Annotated in this window: 19 protein-coding genes, 1 other RNA gene and 1 pseudogene; 16 read left to right on the top strand and 5 right to left on the bottom strand. The window is 39.7% G+C overall.

The window, feature by feature from the left end; all coding sequences use genetic code 11:
* The first annotated feature begins 34 nt into the window (after positions 1–34).
* The 11 genes and pseudogenes from pyrH (at position 35) to lpxA (ending at position 10980) form a co-directional block, all read left to right on the top strand.
* Entirely contained in the window at positions 35–763 is a 729-nt protein-coding gene (gene pyrH, locus WH214_RS15705; RefSeq protein ID WP_004696558.1) for a UMP kinase, read from the top strand.
* A 79-nt stretch (positions 764–842) separates the two neighbouring features.
* On the top strand, positions 843–1397 hold the full coding sequence (gene frr / locus WH214_RS15700; protein ID WP_004981941.1) for a ribosome recycling factor: 555 nt from the start codon (positions 843–845) through the stop codon (positions 1395–1397).
* 8 nt (positions 1398–1405) lie between these two features.
* The gene (uppS, locus tag WH214_RS15695; RefSeq protein WP_339422533.1) at positions 1406–2158 is read left to right on the top strand and encodes a polyprenyl diphosphate synthase; all 753 of its coding nucleotides are present in this window, start codon (positions 1406–1408) and stop codon (positions 2156–2158) included.
* Positions 2159–2161: 3 nt separating this feature from the next.
* Entirely contained in the window at positions 2162–2986 is an 825-nt protein-coding gene (locus tag WH214_RS15690; RefSeq protein WP_004981939.1) for a phosphatidate cytidylyltransferase, read from the top strand.
* Positions 2987–4183: a 1-deoxy-D-xylulose-5-phosphate reductoisomerase gene (ispC, locus tag WH214_RS15685; RefSeq protein WP_339422534.1), complete on the top strand. Its 1197-nt coding sequence runs from the start codon at positions 2987–2989 to the stop codon at positions 4181–4183.
* 2 nt (positions 4184–4185) lie between these two features.
* Entirely contained in the window at positions 4186–5541 is a 1356-nt protein-coding gene (rseP, locus tag WH214_RS15680) for an RIP metalloprotease RseP (protein ID WP_339422535.1), read from the top strand.
* 45 nt (positions 5542–5586) lie between these two features.
* Positions 5587–8103, top strand: coding sequence for an outer membrane protein assembly factor BamA (gene bamA / locus WH214_RS15675; RefSeq protein ID WP_339422536.1), 2517 nt, complete (start codon positions 5587–5589; stop codon positions 8101–8103).
* Positions 8104–8136: 33 nt separating this feature from the next.
* Entirely contained in the window at positions 8137–8631 is a 495-nt protein-coding gene (locus WH214_RS15670) for an OmpH family outer membrane protein (protein ID WP_339422537.1), read from the top strand.
* 3 nt (positions 8632–8634) lie between these two features.
* Positions 8635–9702 (top strand): UDP-3-O-(3-hydroxymyristoyl)glucosamine N-acyltransferase, encoded by a 1068-nt coding sequence (lpxD, locus tag WH214_RS15665; RefSeq protein WP_094148179.1) that lies wholly within the window; start codon positions 8635–8637, stop codon positions 9700–9702.
* Between the two features lie 7 nt (positions 9703–9709).
* Positions 9710–10195 (top strand): 3-hydroxyacyl-ACP dehydratase FabZ, encoded by a 486-nt coding sequence (gene fabZ, locus WH214_RS15660; protein WP_010326983.1) that lies wholly within the window; start codon positions 9710–9712, stop codon positions 10193–10195.
* Positions 10192–10980 (top strand): annotated as a pseudogene (lpxA, locus tag WH214_RS15655) (acyl-ACP--UDP-N-acetylglucosamine O-acyltransferase). Before fabZ ends, lpxA begins: the two are co-directional and overlap by 4 nt.
* Before the next feature lie 60 nt (positions 10981–11040).
* On the opposite strand, the gene WH214_RS15650 reads toward lpxA, so the two are convergent.
* On the bottom strand, positions 11041–11886 hold the full coding sequence (locus WH214_RS15650) for a YbgF trimerization domain-containing protein (RefSeq protein WP_339422538.1): 846 nt from the start codon (positions 11884–11886) through the stop codon (positions 11041–11043).
* Positions 11887–12160: 274 nt separating this feature from the next.
* Here WH214_RS15650 and ffs point away from each other — a divergent pair.
* Positions 12161–12257, top strand: an RNA gene (gene ffs, locus WH214_RS15645) — signal recognition particle sRNA small type.
* Positions 12258–12720: 463 nt separating this feature from the next.
* Here ffs and WH214_RS15640 read toward each other — a convergent pair.
* From WH214_RS15640 to WH214_RS15625, 4 genes are all read right to left on the bottom strand, one after another.
* Positions 12721–13323, bottom strand: coding sequence for a regulatory protein RecX (locus WH214_RS15640; protein ID WP_339422539.1), 603 nt, complete (start codon positions 13321–13323; stop codon positions 12721–12723).
* Positions 13324–13429: 106 nt separating this feature from the next.
* The gene (gene recA, locus WH214_RS15635; protein WP_005401034.1) at positions 13430–14473 is read right to left on the bottom strand and encodes a recombinase RecA; all 1044 of its coding nucleotides are present in this window, start codon (positions 14471–14473) and stop codon (positions 13430–13432) included.
* A gap of 114 nt (positions 14474–14587) precedes the next feature.
* Positions 14588–15031, bottom strand: a complete 444-nt coding sequence (locus WH214_RS15630; RefSeq protein ID WP_004696588.1) for an RNA-binding S4 domain-containing protein — start codon at positions 15029–15031, stop codon at positions 14588–14590.
* The gene (locus tag WH214_RS15625) at positions 15024–15698 is read right to left on the bottom strand and encodes an HAD-IA family hydrolase (RefSeq protein ID WP_339422541.1); all 675 of its coding nucleotides are present in this window, start codon (positions 15696–15698) and stop codon (positions 15024–15026) included. Before WH214_RS15625 ends, WH214_RS15630 begins: the two co-directional genes overlap by 8 nt.
* Before the next feature lie 573 nt (positions 15699–16271).
* Here WH214_RS15625 and WH214_RS15620 point away from each other — a divergent pair.
* The 4 genes from WH214_RS15620 (at position 16272) to WH214_RS15605 (ending at position 19257) form a co-directional block, all read left to right on the top strand.
* Positions 16272–16865 carry a LysE family translocator gene (locus tag WH214_RS15620; RefSeq protein WP_159128370.1) on the top strand — a complete coding sequence of 198 codons (594 nt, stop codon included), beginning with the start codon at positions 16272–16274 and terminating at the stop codon, positions 16863–16865.
* A 220-nt stretch (positions 16866–17085) separates the two neighbouring features.
* Entirely contained in the window at positions 17086–17331 is a 246-nt protein-coding gene (locus WH214_RS15615; protein WP_004696593.1) for a hypothetical protein, read from the top strand.
* Between the two features lie 320 nt (positions 17332–17651).
* Complete coding sequence (locus WH214_RS15610; protein ID WP_005401037.1) at positions 17652–17903, top strand: hypothetical protein; 252 nt, start codon at positions 17652–17654, stop codon at positions 17901–17903.
* 499 nt (positions 17904–18402) lie between these two features.
* Entirely contained in the window at positions 18403–19257 is an 855-nt protein-coding gene (locus tag WH214_RS15605) for a 3'(2'),5'-bisphosphate nucleotidase CysQ family protein (protein WP_339422542.1), read from the top strand.
* The last annotated feature ends 49 nt before the right edge of the window (positions 19258–19306 follow it).

Below are 19306 nucleotides of genomic sequence, written 5' to 3'. Positions count from 1 at the left end.
AAAATTTTAAAATTTAGATATTGGAGTTATTGCGATGTTGGATTCTAAAAAACCACGTTTTGAACGCATCTTACTGAAACTTTCTGGCGAAGCATTGGCTGGAAATAAAGATATGGGTATTGATGCTCAAGTACTTGATCAAATGTCTTTGGCAATTGCGCATTTAGTGGGTTTGGGTGTGCAAGTCGGGATCGTTGTGGGTGGTGGTAACTTATATCGCGGTAGTCAATTACAAAAAGATGGTTTGGTTGGTCGTGTAACCGGTGACCAAATGGGTATGCTTGCAACCGTGATGAATGGTTTGGCATTACGTGATGCTTTGGTACGTCGTAATATCAAAACGCGTTTGATGTCAGCATTGCCAATTGGTGCTGTAGTTGAATCATACTCAAGCCGTGATGCCATTCGTCATCTAACACAAGGTGAAGTTTGTGTGTTTGTCGCAGGTACAGGTAACCCGTTCTTTACCACAGATACAGCAGCATGCTTACGTGGTATCGAGATTGAAGCCAACCTGATCCTAAAAGCAACGAAAGTTGATGGTGTCTACAACAAAGACCCAAGCAAATACGATGATGCCGTTAAATATGACACCTTAACTTTTGACCAAGTGTTAGATGAGAAATTGGGTGTGATGGATTTAACAGCGATTTGTTTATGTCGTGACCACAATGTACCGCTTCAAGTCTTTGACATGAACAAAGCTGGTTCATTGCTTTCAGTGGTTATGGGCGAAAAAGAGGGTACTCACGTAACGAACTAATGTACGTGACCTCGAAAGCTCTTTATACTACACGCTATTTTAGAATTTATATCTTTTCGAATTAAGTAAGGAAGATCACATGATTAACGATCTTAAAAAAGACGCAGAAGACCGTATGAACAAGTCACTTGACTCGTTAGAACACGGTTTTGCCAAGGTTCGTACAGGACGTGCGCATCCATCTATCTTAAACGGGGTAATGGTTCCTTACTATGGCTCAGATGTGCCATTAAACCAAGTGGCAAACGTGGGTGTTGAAGACTCGCGTACCTTGTTGATTCAGCCATTTGAGCGCACGATGGTTGCGGCAATTGATAAAGCCATCCGTGAATCAGATTTGGGCTTAAACCCAATTACAGCTGATGCGATTCGTGTTCCAATGGCTGCATTGACGGAAGAAACACGCCGTGACATGCAGAAAGTTGCGCGTAACGAAGCTGAAAATGCAAAAGTTGCAGTACGTAATATTCGCCGTGATGTACTGGGCGACATCAAAGCATTGTTGAAAGAAAAAGAAATTTCTGAAGATGATGAACGTCGTGCATCTGATGATATTCAAAAAATCACAGATAAGTTTGTTGCTGAAATCGACAAACGTCTTGCGAATAAAGAAGCTGAGTTGTTGAAGGTCTAATTTGTATAATGACCGATTCAGAAGATAAGCTTACTCTTCCAAAACATGTTGCCATCATCATGGATGGCAACAATCGTTTTGCCAAAAAAAATGCAATGCAAAAGGGTGATGGTCACCGTGAAGGAAAAAATGTCCTGGACCCGATTGTTGAGCATTGTCGAAAAAGAAATATTCAAGCATTAACCGTTTTTGCTTTTTCGAGTGAAAATTGGAAGCGCCCTCAAGCTGAAGTTGATTTGCTCATGAAATTGTTGGAAGACACGATTCATGAACAGTTACCTCGTATGCATCAATATCAAATGTCTTTACGCTTTATTGGTGATCGTTCTAAATTATCCCCGCAATTGCGTGACTTAATGTTGCATGCCGAACAAGACACTGCTAATTTCGACAAGATGACTTTGACCATCGCAATTAGTTACGGTGGAATGTGGGATATGGCTCATGCGGCTAAGCAGATTGCACTTGCTGTTCAATCTCAATCGTTAGATCCTGAGCAAATTGATGAACATGTTTTTGGCCAATACGTTAGTTTGAGCGATTTACCTGCTGTGGATCTATTGATTCGTACTGGTGGGGATTTTCGTTTATCGAACTTTATGTTGTGGCAAGCAGCTTATGCAGAGCTTTACTTCACTCCAACTCTTTGGCCAGAGTTCAGTGTAGAAGAGTTTGATGACGCCTTGGCTGTATTTGGTGGGCGTGAACGTCGTTTCGGGAAAACGACGGAACAAATTCTACAAGATAAAATTGAGAACTAATAAATGTTAGAGCGGATTATAACCGCATTGGTTTTGGTGGCCGTTGTACTGAGTTGTATGTTTGCAACCCAGTCACACTATCCAATGTTTGTGCTGATGATTATTGCGGCAGGGGTTGCAGGCTATGAGTGGTTTAAACTCATGCCCCGTACAACAAAAAATGTTAATAAACCTCTAGCATGGGGTTTTGGTTTACTAAGTGCTGGCCTCGCTACACTTGCCTTATACTTTAACGACATTGCACTTCTACTTTGGGCTGCCTCTATCCTATGTTGGCTGCTAAGCCTGTATTGGGTTAAATCCTACCCGAATTATGATGCTTGGTATAATTCAACCCTTAAGGTGGTTGGTATTGTTCTGATATCTTCAGCTGTGACCGCTATTTTTGCACTCTGGAAGATGTCTCCATGGTGGCTAATGTACCTGTTTTTATTGGTTTGGGGGGCTGACAGCGGGGCATATTTTGTTGGGCGTAAACTGGGTAAGCGTAAACTTGCACCTGAAGTGAGTCCAAATAAATCGTTGGAAGGGCTTTATGGTGGTGTGATTACTGCCATGATCATCGTGGTCGCTGTTGAAATCCTCTATTTAGACTTAACGTACGCACAGCATTTGTTATTTCTTATCTTATCTGTAGTGACTGTATTTAGCTCGGTGCTCGGTGATTTGTTTGAATCTATGATTAAACGTCGGGCTGGAATTAAAGACTCGGGTCGTATTTTGCCAGGGCATGGTGGGGTACTGGATCGCATTGACTCGCTACTGGCTGCTGCACCTATCTTTGCTGCGGGTGTATATGTGTTAAAACTTATTGGCGTAGATTTGTAAATGTCTCAATCTGTTTGTATTTTGGGTGTGACGGGTTCGATTGGGCAGAGCACCTTAAAAATATTGCAACAACATGCTGAAAGCTACTCTGTGTTTGCTGTTACGGCACATAGTCGGATGCAAGAACTTGTTGATATTTGTCAGCAGTTTCAACCTAAAATTGCAGTTGTACCTCAAGCTAAAGTGGATGAACTGCGCCAGCTTCTAGTCGCAGCCAATTTACAAAACATTGAAATTTTGGCGGATGAGGCAGGTCTCATTGCAGTTGCTGAACATCCGGAAGTGGATGTGGTAATGGCGGCTATTGTTGGCGCGGCAGGTTTAATACCGACGCTAGCAGCGGTAAAAGCAGGAAAGCGTGTCCTTTTGGCAAATAAAGAAGCGTTGGTGATGTCGGGTGACATCATGATGCAGGCTGCTCATGACCATCAGGCTCTTTTGCTTCCTGTAGATTCTGAGCATAATGCAATTTTCCAATGCTTGCCGCAGACCTATTTACAAGCTGAGCGTCACGGACAGCCGAAACTTGGAGTTTCTGGTATTCTTTTGACCGCATCCGGCGGGCCATTTCTAAAACATAGTTTAGATGAATTACATAATGTAACGCCTGCGCAGGCGTGTAAACATCCTAATTGGTCCATGGGGCAGAAAATTTCGGTTGATTCGGCGACCCTCATGAACAAAGGGTTAGAGCTAATTGAAGCTTGTCATCTTTTTTCAATCGAAGAACATTTTGTTACAGTAGTTGTGCATCCGCAGAGTATTATTCATTCCATGGTGCAATATGTGGATGGTTCAACTTTAGCACAAATGGGAAATCCTGATATGTGTACGCCGATTGCACATGCGTTGGCATGGCCTGAGCGTATTCAAACCCATGTTCCAGCTTTAGATTTATTTAAAAATCATCAGTTGGATTTTCAAGCGCCTGATATACATCGATTCCCAGCATTAAGCTTGGCACGCCAAGCGATGAAAACTGGGGGTACAGCCCCAGCGATTTTAAATGCAGCCAATGAAATTGCTGTTGCTGCATTTTTAAATCAACAGGTGGGGTTTATGGATATTCCTACTATTGTTGAACACACTTTGAATACCATCCCACATCAAGCAGCAACACAACTTGATGTTATTTTAGAAGCCGATCAAAACGCACGTCATGTTGCTCAGCAATATGTGGTGAATATAGGAATTTAAGCATGAGCGCCTTGTTTATGATTGTTGCGGCAATTTTGCTTTTAGGCCCACTTATTGCAATACATGAGTTTGGGCACTATTTTGTTGCGCGTAAATTGGGCGTAAAAGTTTTAGTTTATTCCATTGGTTTTGGACCAACGGTTTTAAAGTGGACCTCTAAAAAGTCAGGTATTCAATATCAGCTTTCGGCATTGCCCTTGGGTGGTTATGTCAAAATGCTGGATGAGCGTGAAGGTGATGTTGCTGAAGAGGATGCGCCCAAAGCATTTAATCGTCAGTCACCTTGGAAGCGTATCGCAATTGTTGCAGCTGGCCCATTGATTAACTTGGCATTCGCCATTTTACTGTTTTGGATTTTATTTTTACCTGCACAAGAGCAATTGAATACACGTGTGGGTAAAGTAGTACCTAATACACCTGCAGCACAAGTTCAAATGCAAGTGGGCGATAAAATTACCGCTGTTGATGGCTTAACGACACCCACTTGGGAAAAATTGAATTTTGCCTTGGTTGACCGTGTAGGTGAAACGGGATCAATCCAAATTCAGGCCGAACGTGCGGGACAAGTTAAGACATTTAGTTTGCCTATTCAAAACTTCTTGAAAGATCAAACACAGTCTCCGCTTGATGTTCTGGGTTTTACGCCTTATCGACCAAAAATTCCTGCGGTTGTGACTAAGTTGAGCGAAGATGGTGCAGCCATTCGTCAGGGTATGCAACAAGGTGACAAAATTGTCGCGATTGATGGCATCAAGATGAATGATTGGTTTGATGTGGTACAAGTGGTTCAAGCCTCGCCTGAGAAATTGTTAAAAATTGATGTGCTTCGCCAAAATCAATTGGTACAACTTGAGGTGATGCCGCAAGGTAAGCGTGACAATATGGGCAAGGTTTCTGGTGTCTTAGGTGTACAAAGTGACCCTGGGAAAATCAGTATTCCTACAGAATATAAACAAACGATACAATATAATCCTGCTGAAGCCTTCATGATGGCGGTGGATAAAACCGGTCAACTGTCGAGTATGATTTTGAACTCGATTGTGAAAATGGTACGCGGTTTGATTGGTCTAGACAACCTATCAGGACCGATTACGATTGCCAAAGTCGCAGGACAAAGTGCGGAAATGGGTTGGCAAACTTTTATCTCATTTATGGCACTGATGAGTGTAAGTTTAGGGATATTAAATTTATTGCCTATTCCTATGCTTGATGGTGGACATTTGGTCTATTATTTTATAGAACTAATACGTGGTAAACCTGTTTCTGAACAAATACAATTGGTTGGTTTAAAAATTGGTATGGTATTGCTCGGAAGTATGATGCTTTTGGCACTATTCAATGATTTTATGCGTTTGTAAAAAAGCGTAGATACGGAATTAAATTTTACATCGGAAAAAACTGGCATGCAGCACACACATTTATTTATGCCTTTGGCGCTCATCAGTGCTATGGCAACAGTACAACAAGTATATGCAGCAGAAGATTATATAGTACGTGATATTAAGGTTGATGGACTTGTTCGTTTAACGCCAGCAAATGTCTATGGAATGATTCCGTTGAATAGTGGGGATCGTGTGAGCGATGCAGCACTTGCCAATGCCATTCGTAGTTTATATGCAACAGGTTTGTTTGATGACATTAAAACAGAAAAGCAGGGTGATACGCTGGTTTTCAAAGTTGTCGAACGCCCACTAATTTCTAAAGTTGAATTTAAAGGTAATAAACTCATTCCTAAAGAGGCCTTGGAAGAAGGCTTGAAGAAGATGGGGATTACCGAAGGTGAAGTGCTGAAAAAATCAGCGCTACAAACGGTTGAGTCTGAGCTTGAACAACAGTACATGCAGCAAGGTCGTTATGATGCTGATGTAAAAGTTGTGACAACAGCGAAGCCGAACAACCGTGTAGACCTCACGATTGAGTTTGTTGAAGGTAAGGCTGCAAAAGTTGTAGATATCAATATTATTGGTAATACGGTATTTAAAGAAAGCGAAATTGAACAAGCGTTTGCGGTAAAAGAGAGTGGTTGGACATCCATTATTTCACGTAATGACCGTTATGCACGTGAAAAGATGGCTGCAAGCTTAGAGTCTTTACGTGCACTTTATTTAAACAAAGGCTATATCAACTTTAATATCAACCACTCAAGCTTAAATTTAAGTGAAGATAAAAAGAATATTTTTGTTGAAGTTTCAGTGGATGAAGGCGAACAGTTTAAATTTGGCGAAACCAAATTTTTGGGCGATGCTTTATACACCCCAGCAGAACTGAAAGCTTTACAAATTTATAAAGATGGCGATACCTATTCACAAGAAAAAGTGAATGCTGTTAAACAGTTGCTTCTGCGTAAATACGGTAATGCAGGTTATTACTATGCAGAAGTGAACGTCGTGCCTCAGATTGATAAAGAAACTCATCTGGTGGATTTAAATTATTATGTGAATCCAGGTCAGCAAGTTACTGTGCGTCGTATTAACTTTACCGGCAACACGAAAACTGCGGATGAAGTATTACGTCGTGAAATGCGCCAAATGGAAGGTGCATTAGCAAGTAATGAGAAAATTGATTTATCGAAAGTTCGTTTAGAGCGCACCGGTTTCTTTAAAACTGTAGATATCAAACCGGCGCGCGTTCCGAACACAGCCGATCAGGTTGATTTAAATATTAATGTTGAAGAGCAGCACTCGGGTACCAGTACCTTAGCAGTTGGTTTCTCACAAAGCGGTGGTGTAACTTTCCAAGCAGGTTTAAGTCAAACCAATTTCATGGGTACAGGTAATTCTGTTGCAATTGATTTATCCCGCTCGGAAACGCAAGACTATTACAACCTAAGTGTGACGGATCCGTACTTTACTATCGATGGTGTACGTCGTGGTTATAACATGTACTACCGTAAAACCAAGTTGGATGAAGACTATAACGTCAACAACTATGTGACGGACAGTTTTGGTGGTGGTATCAATTTCGGTTATCCAATTGATGAAAACCAAAGCATTAGTGCGGGTTTAAACATCGACCAAACTGAAGTCACCACAGGTCCGTATGTGTCGACCTATGTACGTGATTACTTGCTGGCACATGGCGGTAAGACAAAAAGTACATCGACTTATTGTATGGTTGACTTAGTTTTAGATCCTACAACAGGTGGTTATGTTTGCCCAGATGGTCAGACATCTGCTCCTTATGGTTCTGAGTTTACCGGTGACTTCTTAACGTATAACTTAAACTTGGGTTGGTCATATAACACCTTAAACCGTCCGGTGTTCCCGACATCTGGTATGTCGCATCGTATTAATGGTGAAATTGCACTACCAGGCAGTGATGTTGAATATCAAAAGTTGACTTATGATGCTCAGGCTTACTTCCCGCTTGCGAAAGACTTTGTGTTACGTGGCTATGGTAAGTTAGGTTATGGTAATGACTTACCATTCTATAAAAACTTCTATGCAGGTGGTTTTGGTTCGGTACGTGGTTATGACAACAGTACCTTAGGTCCGAAATATCCAGGCGTAACTTATAGTGAATCAAGATCTAAAGATAATGACTATGAGGAAGTGGGTGGTAACGCACTGATCCAATTTGGTACAGAATTGGCTTTGCCTTTGCCATTTAAAGGTGATTGGACGCGTCAGGTTCGCCCAGTTATCTTTGCTGAAGGTGCGCAAGTATTTGATACGCAGTGTGATGTTCCATCTGGTCAGTTATATATGACTGGAAGTAAAACTGATGCAGGTGTAGATGCGAAACAATACTGTAAAGACAACTTCGGTTTTGATGTTTCTAACATGCGTTATAGCGTGGGTGTAGGCTTTACTTGGATTACGATGATTGGTCCATTGTCTCTCAGCTATGCATATCCATTGAATGATAAAGATGGCGATGAAACAAAGAACATTCAATTTGAAATCGGTCGTACCTTCTAAGGTCGACCTTTTCTCTACATGAAAGATATAAATATGAAAAAACTTCTTACAGCTTTAACACTTACAGTATTAACTTCTACAGTGGCGAATGCTGCTGGCTATGGTGTTGTGGATCTTGAGCGTGTTGTTGAAAATAGTACCTATTTAAAACAGCAAAATTCGAGTTTTCAACAGAAAATTCAACCTCAAAGTACGAAGCTTGATCAACTTAGTAAAGAGCTTCAAGACTTACAACAGCGTTTACAAACAGGTGATAAGCTAAGCGCTGCGGATAAGCAAAAAATGGTGACTCAGTATCAAACCAAAATGAACGAGTTCAATACTTTGCAGCAAACCATGCAAAGCAGTGTGCAAAGCTCTATTCAGCATGTACGTACTGTATTTGATGGTCGTGTAAAGCAGGTTGCTGAACAATTGCGTAAAGAAAATCAATTAGATGTTGTTTTGAATAAAAACTCAGCACTTGCCTATGACGCTAAGTATGATTTAACTGATAAAATGATTCAAAAGGTTAACGCAATTAAGTAATCAATGAATCCTCAACAGTACCGCTTAGAAGATCTTGCTCGTTTAGTCCAAGGTGAGTGTGTAGGTCAAGCTGATTTAATCCTTAAGGGATTAGCAAGTCTAGATTCGGCAGAATCTAGACATCTTGCATTTGTAAATGGTGAAAAGTACTTAGAGCAAGCACAGCAGTCTAAAGCTGGAGCATTTATTGTTACAGCTGATTTGAAAGATCACTTGGTTGAACATCAAAACTTTATTGTTGTTGCCAATCCTTATTTAGCCTTTGCCATTTTAACCCATGCTTTTGAGGTTAAACACACTGAACAGGGCATTGAAAGTACTGCACAGATCCATCCTTCTGCAATCATCTCAGATACTGCTTATATTGGTCATTATGTGGTCATTGGTGAAAATTGCGTTGTTGGCGATGATACGATTATCCATTCCCATGTCAGCATACATGATGGGGTTGAAATTGGCCGCGGTGGTTTAATTGAATCGCATGTAAATCTGATGTCATGCAAAATTGGTGATCGTGTCCGTATTCATGCCAATACTGTGATTGGTAGTGAGGGTTTTGGTTTTGCCCCTTATCAAGGGAAATGGCATCGAATTGCTCAATTGGGTTCGGTCATCATTGGAAATGATGTACGGATTGGTTCAAATTGTAGTATTGATCGCGGTGCATTGGATGACACAATTTTGGAAGATGGTGTCATTATTGATAACCTTGTGCAAATCGCCCATAACGCTAAAATTGGTGCCAATTCGGCTTTTGCTGCCAATACTGCAATAGCCGGTAGTACAACCATTGGCAAAAATTGCATCGTAGGTGGTGGGTCTGCAATTGCAGGGCACTTAAATATTGTTGATAATGTCACTTTAACTGGAATGTCAATGGTCACAAATAATATTTCTGTGGCTGGAACATATTCTTCAGGAATTGGACTGTTTGAAAATCAAAAGTGGAAACGCACCGTTGTTCGTTTAAGACAATTAGCAGATGTGCCATTGACCCAATTGGTAAAAAAACTTGATCATATGCAGGCTCAAATCGAGTCCCTTGAATCAACAATTAAATTGCGTAAATAGAAATATGATGACTGAGTCGAATTCTACTAGTTTCACGAAACCTGAATTGCCAATGACGATTCAAACTATTCGTGAGTACTTACCACACCGCTATCCTTTTTTATTGGTCGATCGTGTTGTTGATGTGACTGAAAATGGAATTGTGGCGTATAAAAATGTGTCTATTAATGAAGAGTTTCTTCAAGGCCATTTCCCTAATTATCCAATTATGCCTGGTGTTTTGATTGTCGAAGCGTTAGCGCAGGTTTCAGGTATTCTTGGTTTCATCATGAACAATGAGAAACCAAGTGAAGGTTCTTTGTTCTTGTTCGCAGGTGCAGAGAAAGTTCGCTTTAAAAAGCAAGTCGTTGCAGGCGACCAATTGGTGTTAAAATCAGAATTGGTCATGCAGAAACGTGGTATTTACAAATATAATTGTATTGCCACTGTTGACGGTGTAGTAGCAGCATCTGCGGAAATTATGGTTTCGCATCAGAAAATAGAGCAATCATGAGCAATAACGAATTTATTCACCCAACAGCAATCATCGATGCATCTGCCGTGATTGCAGCAGATGCAAAGATTGGACCGTATTGTATTATTGGTCCAAATGTCACTATTGGTGCGGGTACGCAGTTACATTCGCATGTGGTGGTCGGTGGTTATACGCGTATTGGAGAACAAAATGAAATTTTCCAATTCGCAAGCGTGGGTGAGGTCTGCCAAGATCTAAAATATGCAGGTGAAGAAACCTGGTTAGAAATTGGTGACCATAATAAAATTCGTGAGCATTGTAGTTTACACCGTGGTACGGTTCAGTAACACGTTAAAACCAATATTGGTAGCCATAATATTTTAATGGTTAATACGCATATTCCACACGACTGTGTGGTCGGTGATCATAATATTTTTGCAAACAATGTCGGCGTGGCTGGCCATGTTCATGTAGGTGACTATGTGATTGTCGGCGGTAACTCGGGTATACACCAATTCTGTAAGATTGACTCTTATAGCATGATTGGTGGTGCATCATTGATTGTAAAAGATGTCCCTGCTTATGTGATGGTTTCTGGTAATCCTGCACATGCTTTTGCGATGAATGTTGAAGGCATGCGTCGTAAAGGTTGGTCTAAAAATGTGATTCAAGGTTTACGTACTGCATTTAAACTGATCTATAAAGAAGGTTTAACGACAGAGCAGGCTTTAGAACGTATCCGTGCAGAAATTTTGCCTGAAGTTGCTGAAGCACAGTTGCTCATTGACTCGTTAGAACAGTCAGAGCGTGGCATTGTGCGTTAAGCTTAATCCAAAGATAAAAAAAGACACTTCGCGTGTCTTTTTTTTATATCTATAGAAAAATTATTTTTTAAAGAAAGAGGCCTCTTCAGACTTAGGATATTGTTTAAGGAGTTTGGCTTTGTATTGGTTGGCCTGAGCCGTATTTTTATCCACTTCTTTGGCAATATTGTAGAGTTGATAGACGGCTCGAGGCGCACGCGAAGAGTTTGGATATTGGTTTGCCACAATCCCGTAGTTCTTTTTCGCTTCTGCATAGTTGGTAGGTTCAATCGCTAAATTAAATTCCGCTAACCAGAAATATGCATTGCTGATGTAAACACTGTTGGGATTGTTTTTAATAAAATTTTGCATGGGTGCAATCGCTTTCTTCGCACCACCTTGCTTATAGGCATCCAATGCGACAGTATACGCGGCTTTTTCTAGCTCAGATGGCTCAGATGTGTTTTGCGTACTGACCACTACAGGTGCTTTGTTTACTGCGACCGTGGTTGTGCTACTGCTGGCGTTGGTGATTGTGGTGTTACTGGGAGGAGTATCCTGTTGGTTATCCTCCGTTGTATTGCTCGCTTCAGGGTCTACTTTTTGTTGAAGTAACTCTAAGCGTTGATCTAGGTCAGCGTAACGGTTTTCCAACTCATGTTTGAGTTGAGCGATCTCATTGTCTTGTTCTTCAAGTTTACCGCGTAAGCTACGCAAATCACTTTCTAATTGTTGGTTCTTTTGCATGATTTGCCAATTAATATTGGTCGCTGTTGCACTCGCACCTGTGTCTACTGCGACGCTGGTTGGATTGACACTATTGTTCGTTGCTTGGCTTAAGCCGCGAGATTCAATTGGAATATTGGCGAAAACAGGCGTTGTGCAAAGTAGGGTGAGGGCACATAGGCTATGCTTCTTTAGCATCATAAAATATCCGTGTTATAAGGCTTTGATGGGGAACACATCAAACGAAATTCATTTATCCCATTAAAAACGGCAACGTTATGAATTGCAATAAGCTTTTACATTGTTGTCGTATATTTAGGTAAATGAATGTAGCCTAGTCGTTACCAATAATTGAGCGATTTTTCTTGAGTTTGTTTTATAAATAGTCAATTGAATGAAATGCTTATTGAAAAGTCGTTTATAGGCTTGCAACTTAGGGAAAAATCTCTATACTCTGTTCTTGCAATGGTAGCCCTGCTGGTTACTTCGCAATTGTATTCTACGAACCCCGCCAGGACCGGAAGGTAGCAACGGTAGTGGAAATATGATGTGCCGAAGGCTTGCTGGTAGGGTTGCCACCATATTCATTTATTAAAAATATAATAATCAATATACAAATATATTGTATGTAGACCAAATTTAAAATATCTTTCCATTGACTGTTATTAGGTTTGTAATATTTCCTATTCTCTTTACCCTTAGCTTTTGTTTTAAAGATTCATTTACTCTATTCCTCACCTCTTTTGCTCTCTAGCATTTGTACTTTTTCTTAGGCGATGTATTTTAATATCACGTTAAATCCCGATTATTTAATTTATCGAAAATTATTTCAAGTATTAGAAATCATTGCTTTATTTTTTCATCTTATATTTTATATATTGAAGCTTTTCTGAATGTTATCTGATTCGTAGTTACTTAAGACTTACATTATTTTCTAACTCATTAACGGTTACATGTAGTTAATGTTCGATGTGAATATAAGATCAATATTTATAAAGGTGATTTGGGCATAGCTTGGTCAAGAGCGAATGGTGATTAGTCATCAACCCTGCTAATCGCTTTCATAATCGCATCCATTTCAAAGCCACGATACATCAAAAAACGGATTTGTTTGGCTTTTAGTTTTGGATCTGTTGCGACCTCAGTTCCATACTTTTTAATTTTGAGTTGATAGGCTTGTTCGACCCAATCCGTTTCTTTCAGTTCTTCTAAAATTAACCCAGTGTCGATCTTTTTAGTTTTGAGCGCCATTTTAATGCGATTAGGGCCTTTGCCTTTACGCTTTTGGCTCGATAAAGTGATCTCAGCCACGCGTTGATCACTCTGATAGTTTTGTGCTGAAAGTTCTTCAACCAGTGTAATCACTTCTTCACGGTGCATCGCCCATGTAGCCAGTTTTTCAATCAATTCTGCTTTTGAATATTCCTTACGTGTTAATACAGCAAAGGCATAAGAACGTAGACGAGAACCTGTTAAACCTGTGGGTTTGGGTTGATTCTCTTCATCAAGATCTAAAGCATCATCAGTTTCTTGTGTTACTTGCGTGTGGCCGTATTGAGTAGCAGGGGATTCTTCCTCACCAAATTGTTGTTTGAGAGCATCATAGTCAAGGAGTTTGGGGAATTTTGAATTAGGCATAATCGGCTATGAAATAGATCTGAATAAACAAAACGCCCCGTAGGGCGTTTCTTAGTGTAAGCCTAAATGTCGTGTAATAACATTTAATCTTTTTCGATACTTTTAATTAAGCATCTAAAAAGTCTGGCTCTTCTTCATTCTCTTCTACAGGCGCAGCGTTTGCGGTCGTCAGTAGTTTTTCTCGAATGATTTTCTCAATGGTTTCAGCCAACTGAGGGTTTTCTTCAAGGTGGCGGATCACATTGTTTTTACCTTGACCGATTTTGTCGCCTTGGTATGAATACCAAGCACCTGCTTTTTGTACGATTTCTTGTTGAACAGCTAAGTCTACAAGTTCGCCCAAGTGGTTGACACCTTTACCATATAGGATTTGGAAGAGCGCTTCGCGGAATGGAGGTGCCATTTTGTTTTTGACAACTTTCACTTTGGTTTCAGAACCAACGATTTCATCGCCTTCTTTGACCTGACCTACGCGACGAATGTCTAAACGCACAGACGCATAGAATTTCAACGCATTACCACCAGTCGTGGTTTCAGGGCTACCAAACATTACACCAATTTTCATACGAATTTGGTTAATGAAAATCACCATACAGTTTGAACGTTTTGCATTACCTGTAATTTTACGTAATGCTTGGCTCATTAAACGTGCTTGGAGGCCCATGTGCGAGTCGCCCATTTCACCTTCAATTTCCGCACGTGGTGTCAATGCTGCAACAGAGTCGACAACGATGAGGTCAATGGCACCAGAGCGAACCAGCATGTCTGCAATTTCAAGTGCTTGCTCACCATGGTCAGGCTGAGAAACCAGTAGATTGTCAATATCTACGCCAAGTTTACGCGCATACTGTGGGTCTAAAGCGTGTTCTGCATCGATAAATGCACATGTACCACCTGCTTTTTGACATTCGGCAATCGCTTGTAAAGTCATGGTTGTTTTACCTGAAGATTCAGGACCATAAATCTCAACGATACGACCCTTCGGTAAGCCGCCTATGCCTAGAGCAATATCAAGTGTCAAAGAACCCGTTGATACCGCTTCAACAGCTTGTACGGTGTTATCGCCAAGACGCATTACTGTGTTTTTACCAAACTGCTTTTCAATTTGGCTTAGCGCAGCATTGAGCGCCTTGCTTTTATTATCATCCATCTTACAACCTCAAAACGATGTCACGGATATTTACTGAATATGCTCAGTATAGTGACAGATTTAGTCTGTATCTTCTATAAAAGTCAGATCGTGTGCGACACAATATGACGCATGTCATTCATCATCATTATAAGACCAATATTGGTCAAATTGTTGATCATTTTCTTGTCTAAACTTACTGATATCTCGTCGGTCTTTTTTACTCGGACGATGATCAGGTCGAGCTAGATTATGCAACTTTCTTTGGCTTGCAATCAATTCCCGTCGTGTAATACTGACTTCAGTTTCTTCATATAATTTTTGGGCAACAGGAGCAGGGCCACGCACGTCAGAAAGTTCTTTGATCACCACGGTTTTCTTGTCAATGCCTTGTTGTATGGTGAGTTCCATTCCAACTCGAACTTCTCTCGACACTTTGACACGTTCGCCATTGTGGTGAACTTTACCTCCCTCAATTGCATTTTTGGCGATGGAACGTGTTTTAAAAAAACGTGCTGCCCATAACCATTTGTCAATGCGCATGCCTACAGCATCTTCCGCTAAAGTGGATTTACGCATATTTGGCCGTGACCTCAGCTTGCTCTAAATAAGGAATTAAATCGGTGAGCTGATTTAAGATCGGATAAGGGCTGGATGTCTTGCTTTGACCTAGTGATGAGGGTTGAGCAATGGTAAATAGGTTTTGAATACCATAACTTTCAGCACCCTTTAGTACTTTTTCAGTGTCATCGATAAAGTAACACTGTGTGGCTGCAAAAGGATGGCGTTCATGGAGACGTTGCCAGAACTCAGTAAATTCCTTGGCGTGGCCGAGAGTTTCACTGCTAATAATGACATCAAAATATGAGGCCAGTTTCGTGTATTCGAGTTTAAACTTAAGTCCTTCGCAGTCTGCATTAGTGGCAAGCCAACAAGGGTAGCCGTTGTTTTTTAAATAGTCGAGAAGTTCGAGGCAGCCTTCGCGCAGGCCAACTTTATGCTTAAATTCCTGCTGCAAAGCGAGCGTATCTACGCCGACTTTGGCTGTCCAAAAGCGCGTAGAATACCAATTGAGTGTGTGATTATGGGTTTGATAAAACTCAAACAGGGCCTGAGTACTTTGTTCTAAAGAGCACTGGTGTTGTTCAGCATAACGGATAGGAAGCTGATGATTCCAAATAAAATCATCATAGGCAAGATCCAGTAATGTACCGTCCATATCAAAAATGATAATTGGCTTTTCCACTCAAAAAATCTCCAATGTTTCAAAGTTCGGCAATGGCTATAGAAAACAGTTAGCAACCGACCTAGCAGTTTTGCTTCATGCAAATATGGCGTAATTATAGCGTATAGCCGTATAAGATTACGGACTTGCATACCCCATTGTCAAAAATTGAAGAATATGGGATCTCAATTTTTTAAGTAAGAGCATATAAGATGTGTTAACTGCACCTTGATCCACAACAATATTGAAATTTCAGCATAAGGAATGATTCACCTTATGGAGAAGGAGGAGTTTTTGTAAACATTCGATGAGAACGCTTAGAGTTATTATTTGAATGTAAGGGCTGTAGAGCATAAGTTTTTTGAATTTGTATAAAAATGATACTAAATTATGATTTGGCAGTGAATTTTTTCTGATGTCCAGATGATCTTTAGCAAGTTGAGTTTATTGCTTAATGCCAGATGAAGGAACTATTAAGAATTTGTTTTATAAGGTGTTCGTTTTTGTATTAAATTTTTTCTTACATTTAAAAGATCGACAAATAAAACGAAATATTGAAGTATTTGGCCAACTTTATAAGGAAAAGGATAGTGAATGTTTTCATGGCTTTTTATAAGTTTGGTCATTACCATCCTTTTAACACCCGGACCAACAAATACCCTTTTAGCCTCATCAGGCATTGAAACAGGTGTTAAAAAATCCCTGAAATTGATTCCAGCAGAAGTGGTAGGTTATTTTATTGCCATTAGTGCATGGGGAGTTTTAATTGACTCGATTGCTGAATCTCTGCCTATTCTGCCACCCATCTTGAAGCTTTTTAGTGCGGTTTATATTATTTACTTGGCCTTTAAATTATGGAAAACTTCTACTGTTGCGGCTGATCTAAATCAGCCATCGATTACAGCGAAGGCGCTTTTTTGTGCGACCATGTTAAATCCTAAAGCACTATTATTTGCTTCAGCCGTTTTCCCAGCTGTAGCATGGTCAAATTTGCAAGCCTATACGGTGCATATGGGGCTATTTTTATGTTTAATTGCACCGATTGCATTGTTTTGGGTTTTTATTGGCTCTGTCTTGGTGGCCAATAAAATTTCATGGTTGAATCAAAAAAATTTACAACGGACTGCATCATTGGTTTTGGTCAGCTTTTCAGTACCACTTAGCTATTCGGCTCTCATGTCTATCTAATCTGTTTCATCAAATGTTCATTTCACATCGATAACATAAAAACCACCTGAGGGTGGTTTTTATGTTTGTAGCTAAATTTAAATCACTTCAGCATACAAATGCGATAAAAGTAAGTTTTCTGACAAAAATTAAAATAAACAATAAAGTGGTTTTGCTGGTTATTTACACCAGAATCGGTTAAAAAAGATGTGGCAAACGACAATAAAATAGAGAGGAATGGATGAGTGAATTAAATTTAGATTTTTTAGATGAAACCTTAGATAAATATGAAGCAAAAGGTAAGAAAAAGGCCATTAAAAAAATCCGTATTGGTTATATGCTCTATGCAAAGTTTATGTCGAATAAAAAATTTGCAGAAAATGTAATGAGTTCATCTTTAGATCCAAATAAGCGGACTTATCGTAATACCAAGATTAAAATTACGCATGATGAATATGAGTTAACCTTTTTACGTAATGATGATTAAGGATTGAATTGTGTTAAAAAGCCTTAAGATTTCATTTATTTGAAATATTTGGGCTGTAGAGTGTGCTGCATAAAGAAATGAAAATATAATGATTAGATGATGTTTGTGCAGTTAAGCCTGTTTATTTGGAGAGAGGTAAACAGTTTTTTTATTATAATAACTTTCTGGTCTGAGTGATTGCAGGCAAAAAGCCCGATTTGTTTTCATGCTGATCGGGCTTTTATTTTTCTATTGAAATGAAAATAGTGAGAAAGATGATTTCTGACATCTTTTGATCATATTGTTCATGGATAATCTTTTTTATTTTGAGTTGCTTCGATATGTCAATTGTTACTGCAAATGAACTAGATGATATTCTAAAAGAATTAATTTCCAAAAATAAAAAGCCTGAAAAAATTTTGATTGGTTATAAAGCATATAGCGAGCTTATGAATGATCGAAAATTTTTGCATGAAGTCGCTAGTTCGGCTATGGACCCGAATAAAAGAAAGTATCAAAAGATTAAGATCAAAGTGACGCAGGATGAGTATCAATTAGAAGTGAAGTGCTCAGATAAAAATGAGTCGCTGTAAAGTAATTTAAAAAAACTGGAGAAAGAGTGCATTTTTAATTGATGTATTTAAAATACAGGTTTATACTATACTCCAAATTAAAGCGCTGTAGCTTTTCTTGTTTTATATCCCACGCTCCCATGCGTGGGATTTTTTTGCGCTATGATTTTTCATAAAGAAACCACTTGGATGTACAAAGCTGAAAAGAAATTAAGAATGAGTACAAATTAGAAAAAGTCAGTTTTTGACTTTCTCTAGCATCAATATTCAATGTGTGAGTGAGTAAAGGTAAAGTCAGGTTAATTGGACTATTCAACCCAAAGTCAAAAGAAGAATTGGAATCGAATGACATCTCCTGAGTGTCTTAGGCGTATAATGTTTTTAAGGCAGTGTTTTGAAAAGTATTCGTGTGCGCTCACTCTAAGGTGACAGTATAACGTTGAATATGAAGCGATCAGCATGCTGCTATTTCACAGATGAATTTCTCTATCTATAACTTGATGAATAAAAAGGCGATCTCATGTTTAAGCCCACAACTGCACCTCAAGATGTACTGATATTGCAACTTGTACCGATTGTGACTCAGGCATGTGAGATTTTACGAGCAGAGTATCAAGCCTATGTTGCAGGTGGTGATTTTACAGTTGAGCGAAAATCTGATCATTCACCCGTCACGCAAGCGGACTATCGTGTCAATCAATTTATTACCGATGCTTTAAACAATACCTTCCCTCATTTGCCTGTTCTTTCTGAAGAAGGGCAGCATGCGCATAGACAGCAGTGGCAGTCTTTTTGGATGCTTGATCCTTTAGATGGTACCAAAGAATTTTTGCATCAACGTCCAGAATTTACCATCAATCTCAGTCTTATTGAAGGTGCGCATACAACTTTTGCTGTGCTGGCTATTCCTTGTGAACAGCAAATTTACTTCTGTCCACTACACGGTCAGCCTTTAAAATACAATATTGAAAAAGACGTATGGTATGTATATGTTCCAGTTGAAAACCACAGTGCTGTTCAAGTCGGCTTAAGTCAAAGTAGTCAGAGTAAGCCGCAGTACCAAGTGTATTTAGAGCAGTTGGAAAAACTTACGCCTATTCAAGAGTATCGCGCTGGGAGCGCATATAAGTTTTGTATGGTGTTGGAAGATCGAGTCGATATTTACCCGCGCTTTCACCCAACGAGTGAGTGGGATACCAGTGCTGGACAGTGTTTATTGGAGCGGATAGGTGGTGGTTTGGTTGATTTTCAGGGACGACCATTTGTATATAATCAAAGATTGAGTTTATTGAATGGCGGTTTTATTGCATATCGAAATAACGATATGAAAAAACTGGCATTACAAGCACTTGAACTAATGCCTTCGTCGGCTTGAGCTAAAAACTGAGCGTGCTATAGTGTTTTTTGAATTATTGAGTTGCTAG

This window comes from Acinetobacter sp. MYb191, assembly GCF_037572605.1.
In the GTDB taxonomy this organism is placed as follows: Bacteria; Pseudomonadota; Gammaproteobacteria; order Pseudomonadales; family Moraxellaceae; genus Acinetobacter; species Acinetobacter johnsonii.
Note: the sequence above shows the minus strand (reverse complement) of the source record. Positions and strands in the feature narration are given on the sequence as shown.

Bases quoted from the DNA above. Each gene is read 5' to 3' on its own strand.
- WH214_RS15640 (WP_339422539.1), bottom strand. From the start codon at position 13,323: ATGCCTAATTCAAAATTCCCCAAACTCCTTGACTATGATGCTCTCAAA.
- frr (WP_004981941.1), top strand. From the start codon at position 843: ATGATTAACGATCTTAAAAAAGACGCAGAAGACCGTATGAACAAGTCA.
- WH214_RS15620 (WP_159128370.1), top strand. From the start codon at position 16,272: ATGTTTTCATGGCTTTTTATAAGTTTGGTCATTACCATCCTTTTAACA.
- WH214_RS15610 (WP_005401037.1), top strand. From the start codon at position 17,652: ATGTCAATTGTTACTGCAAATGAACTAGATGATATTCTAAAAGAATTA.
- WH214_RS15650 (WP_339422538.1), bottom strand. From the start codon at position 11,886: ATGATGCTAAAGAAGCATAGCCTATGTGCCCTCACCCTACTTTGCACA.
- WH214_RS15630 (WP_004696588.1), bottom strand. From the start codon at position 15,031: ATGCGTAAATCCACTTTAGCGGAAGATGCTGTAGGCATGCGCATTGAC.
- WH214_RS15605 (WP_339422542.1), top strand. From the start codon at position 18,403: ATGTTTAAGCCCACAACTGCACCTCAAGATGTACTGATATTGCAACTT.
- WH214_RS15690 (WP_004981939.1), top strand. From the start codon at position 2,162: ATGTTAGAGCGGATTATAACCGCATTGGTTTTGGTGGCCGTTGTACTG.
- fabZ (WP_010326983.1), top strand. From the start codon at position 9,710: ATGACTGAGTCGAATTCTACTAGTTTCACGAAACCTGAATTGCCAATG.
- WH214_RS15615 (WP_004696593.1), top strand. From the start codon at position 17,086: ATGAGTGAATTAAATTTAGATTTTTTAGATGAAACCTTAGATAAATAT.
- WH214_RS15670 (WP_339422537.1), top strand. From the start codon at position 8,137: ATGAAAAAACTTCTTACAGCTTTAACACTTACAGTATTAACTTCTACA.
- bamA (WP_339422536.1), top strand. From the start codon at position 5,587: ATGCAGCACACACATTTATTTATGCCTTTGGCGCTCATCAGTGCTATG.
- lpxD (WP_094148179.1), top strand. From the start codon at position 8,635: ATGAATCCTCAACAGTACCGCTTAGAAGATCTTGCTCGTTTAGTCCAA.
- uppS (WP_339422533.1), top strand. From the start codon at position 1,406: ATGACCGATTCAGAAGATAAGCTTACTCTTCCAAAACATGTTGCCATC.
- pyrH (WP_004696558.1), top strand. From the start codon at position 35: ATGTTGGATTCTAAAAAACCACGTTTTGAACGCATCTTACTGAAACTT.
- ispC (WP_339422534.1), top strand. From the start codon at position 2,987: ATGTCTCAATCTGTTTGTATTTTGGGTGTGACGGGTTCGATTGGGCAG.
- recA (WP_005401034.1), bottom strand. From the start codon at position 14,473: ATGGATGATAATAAAAGCAAGGCGCTCAATGCTGCGCTAAGCCAAATT.
- rseP (WP_339422535.1), top strand. From the start codon at position 4,186: ATGAGCGCCTTGTTTATGATTGTTGCGGCAATTTTGCTTTTAGGCCCA.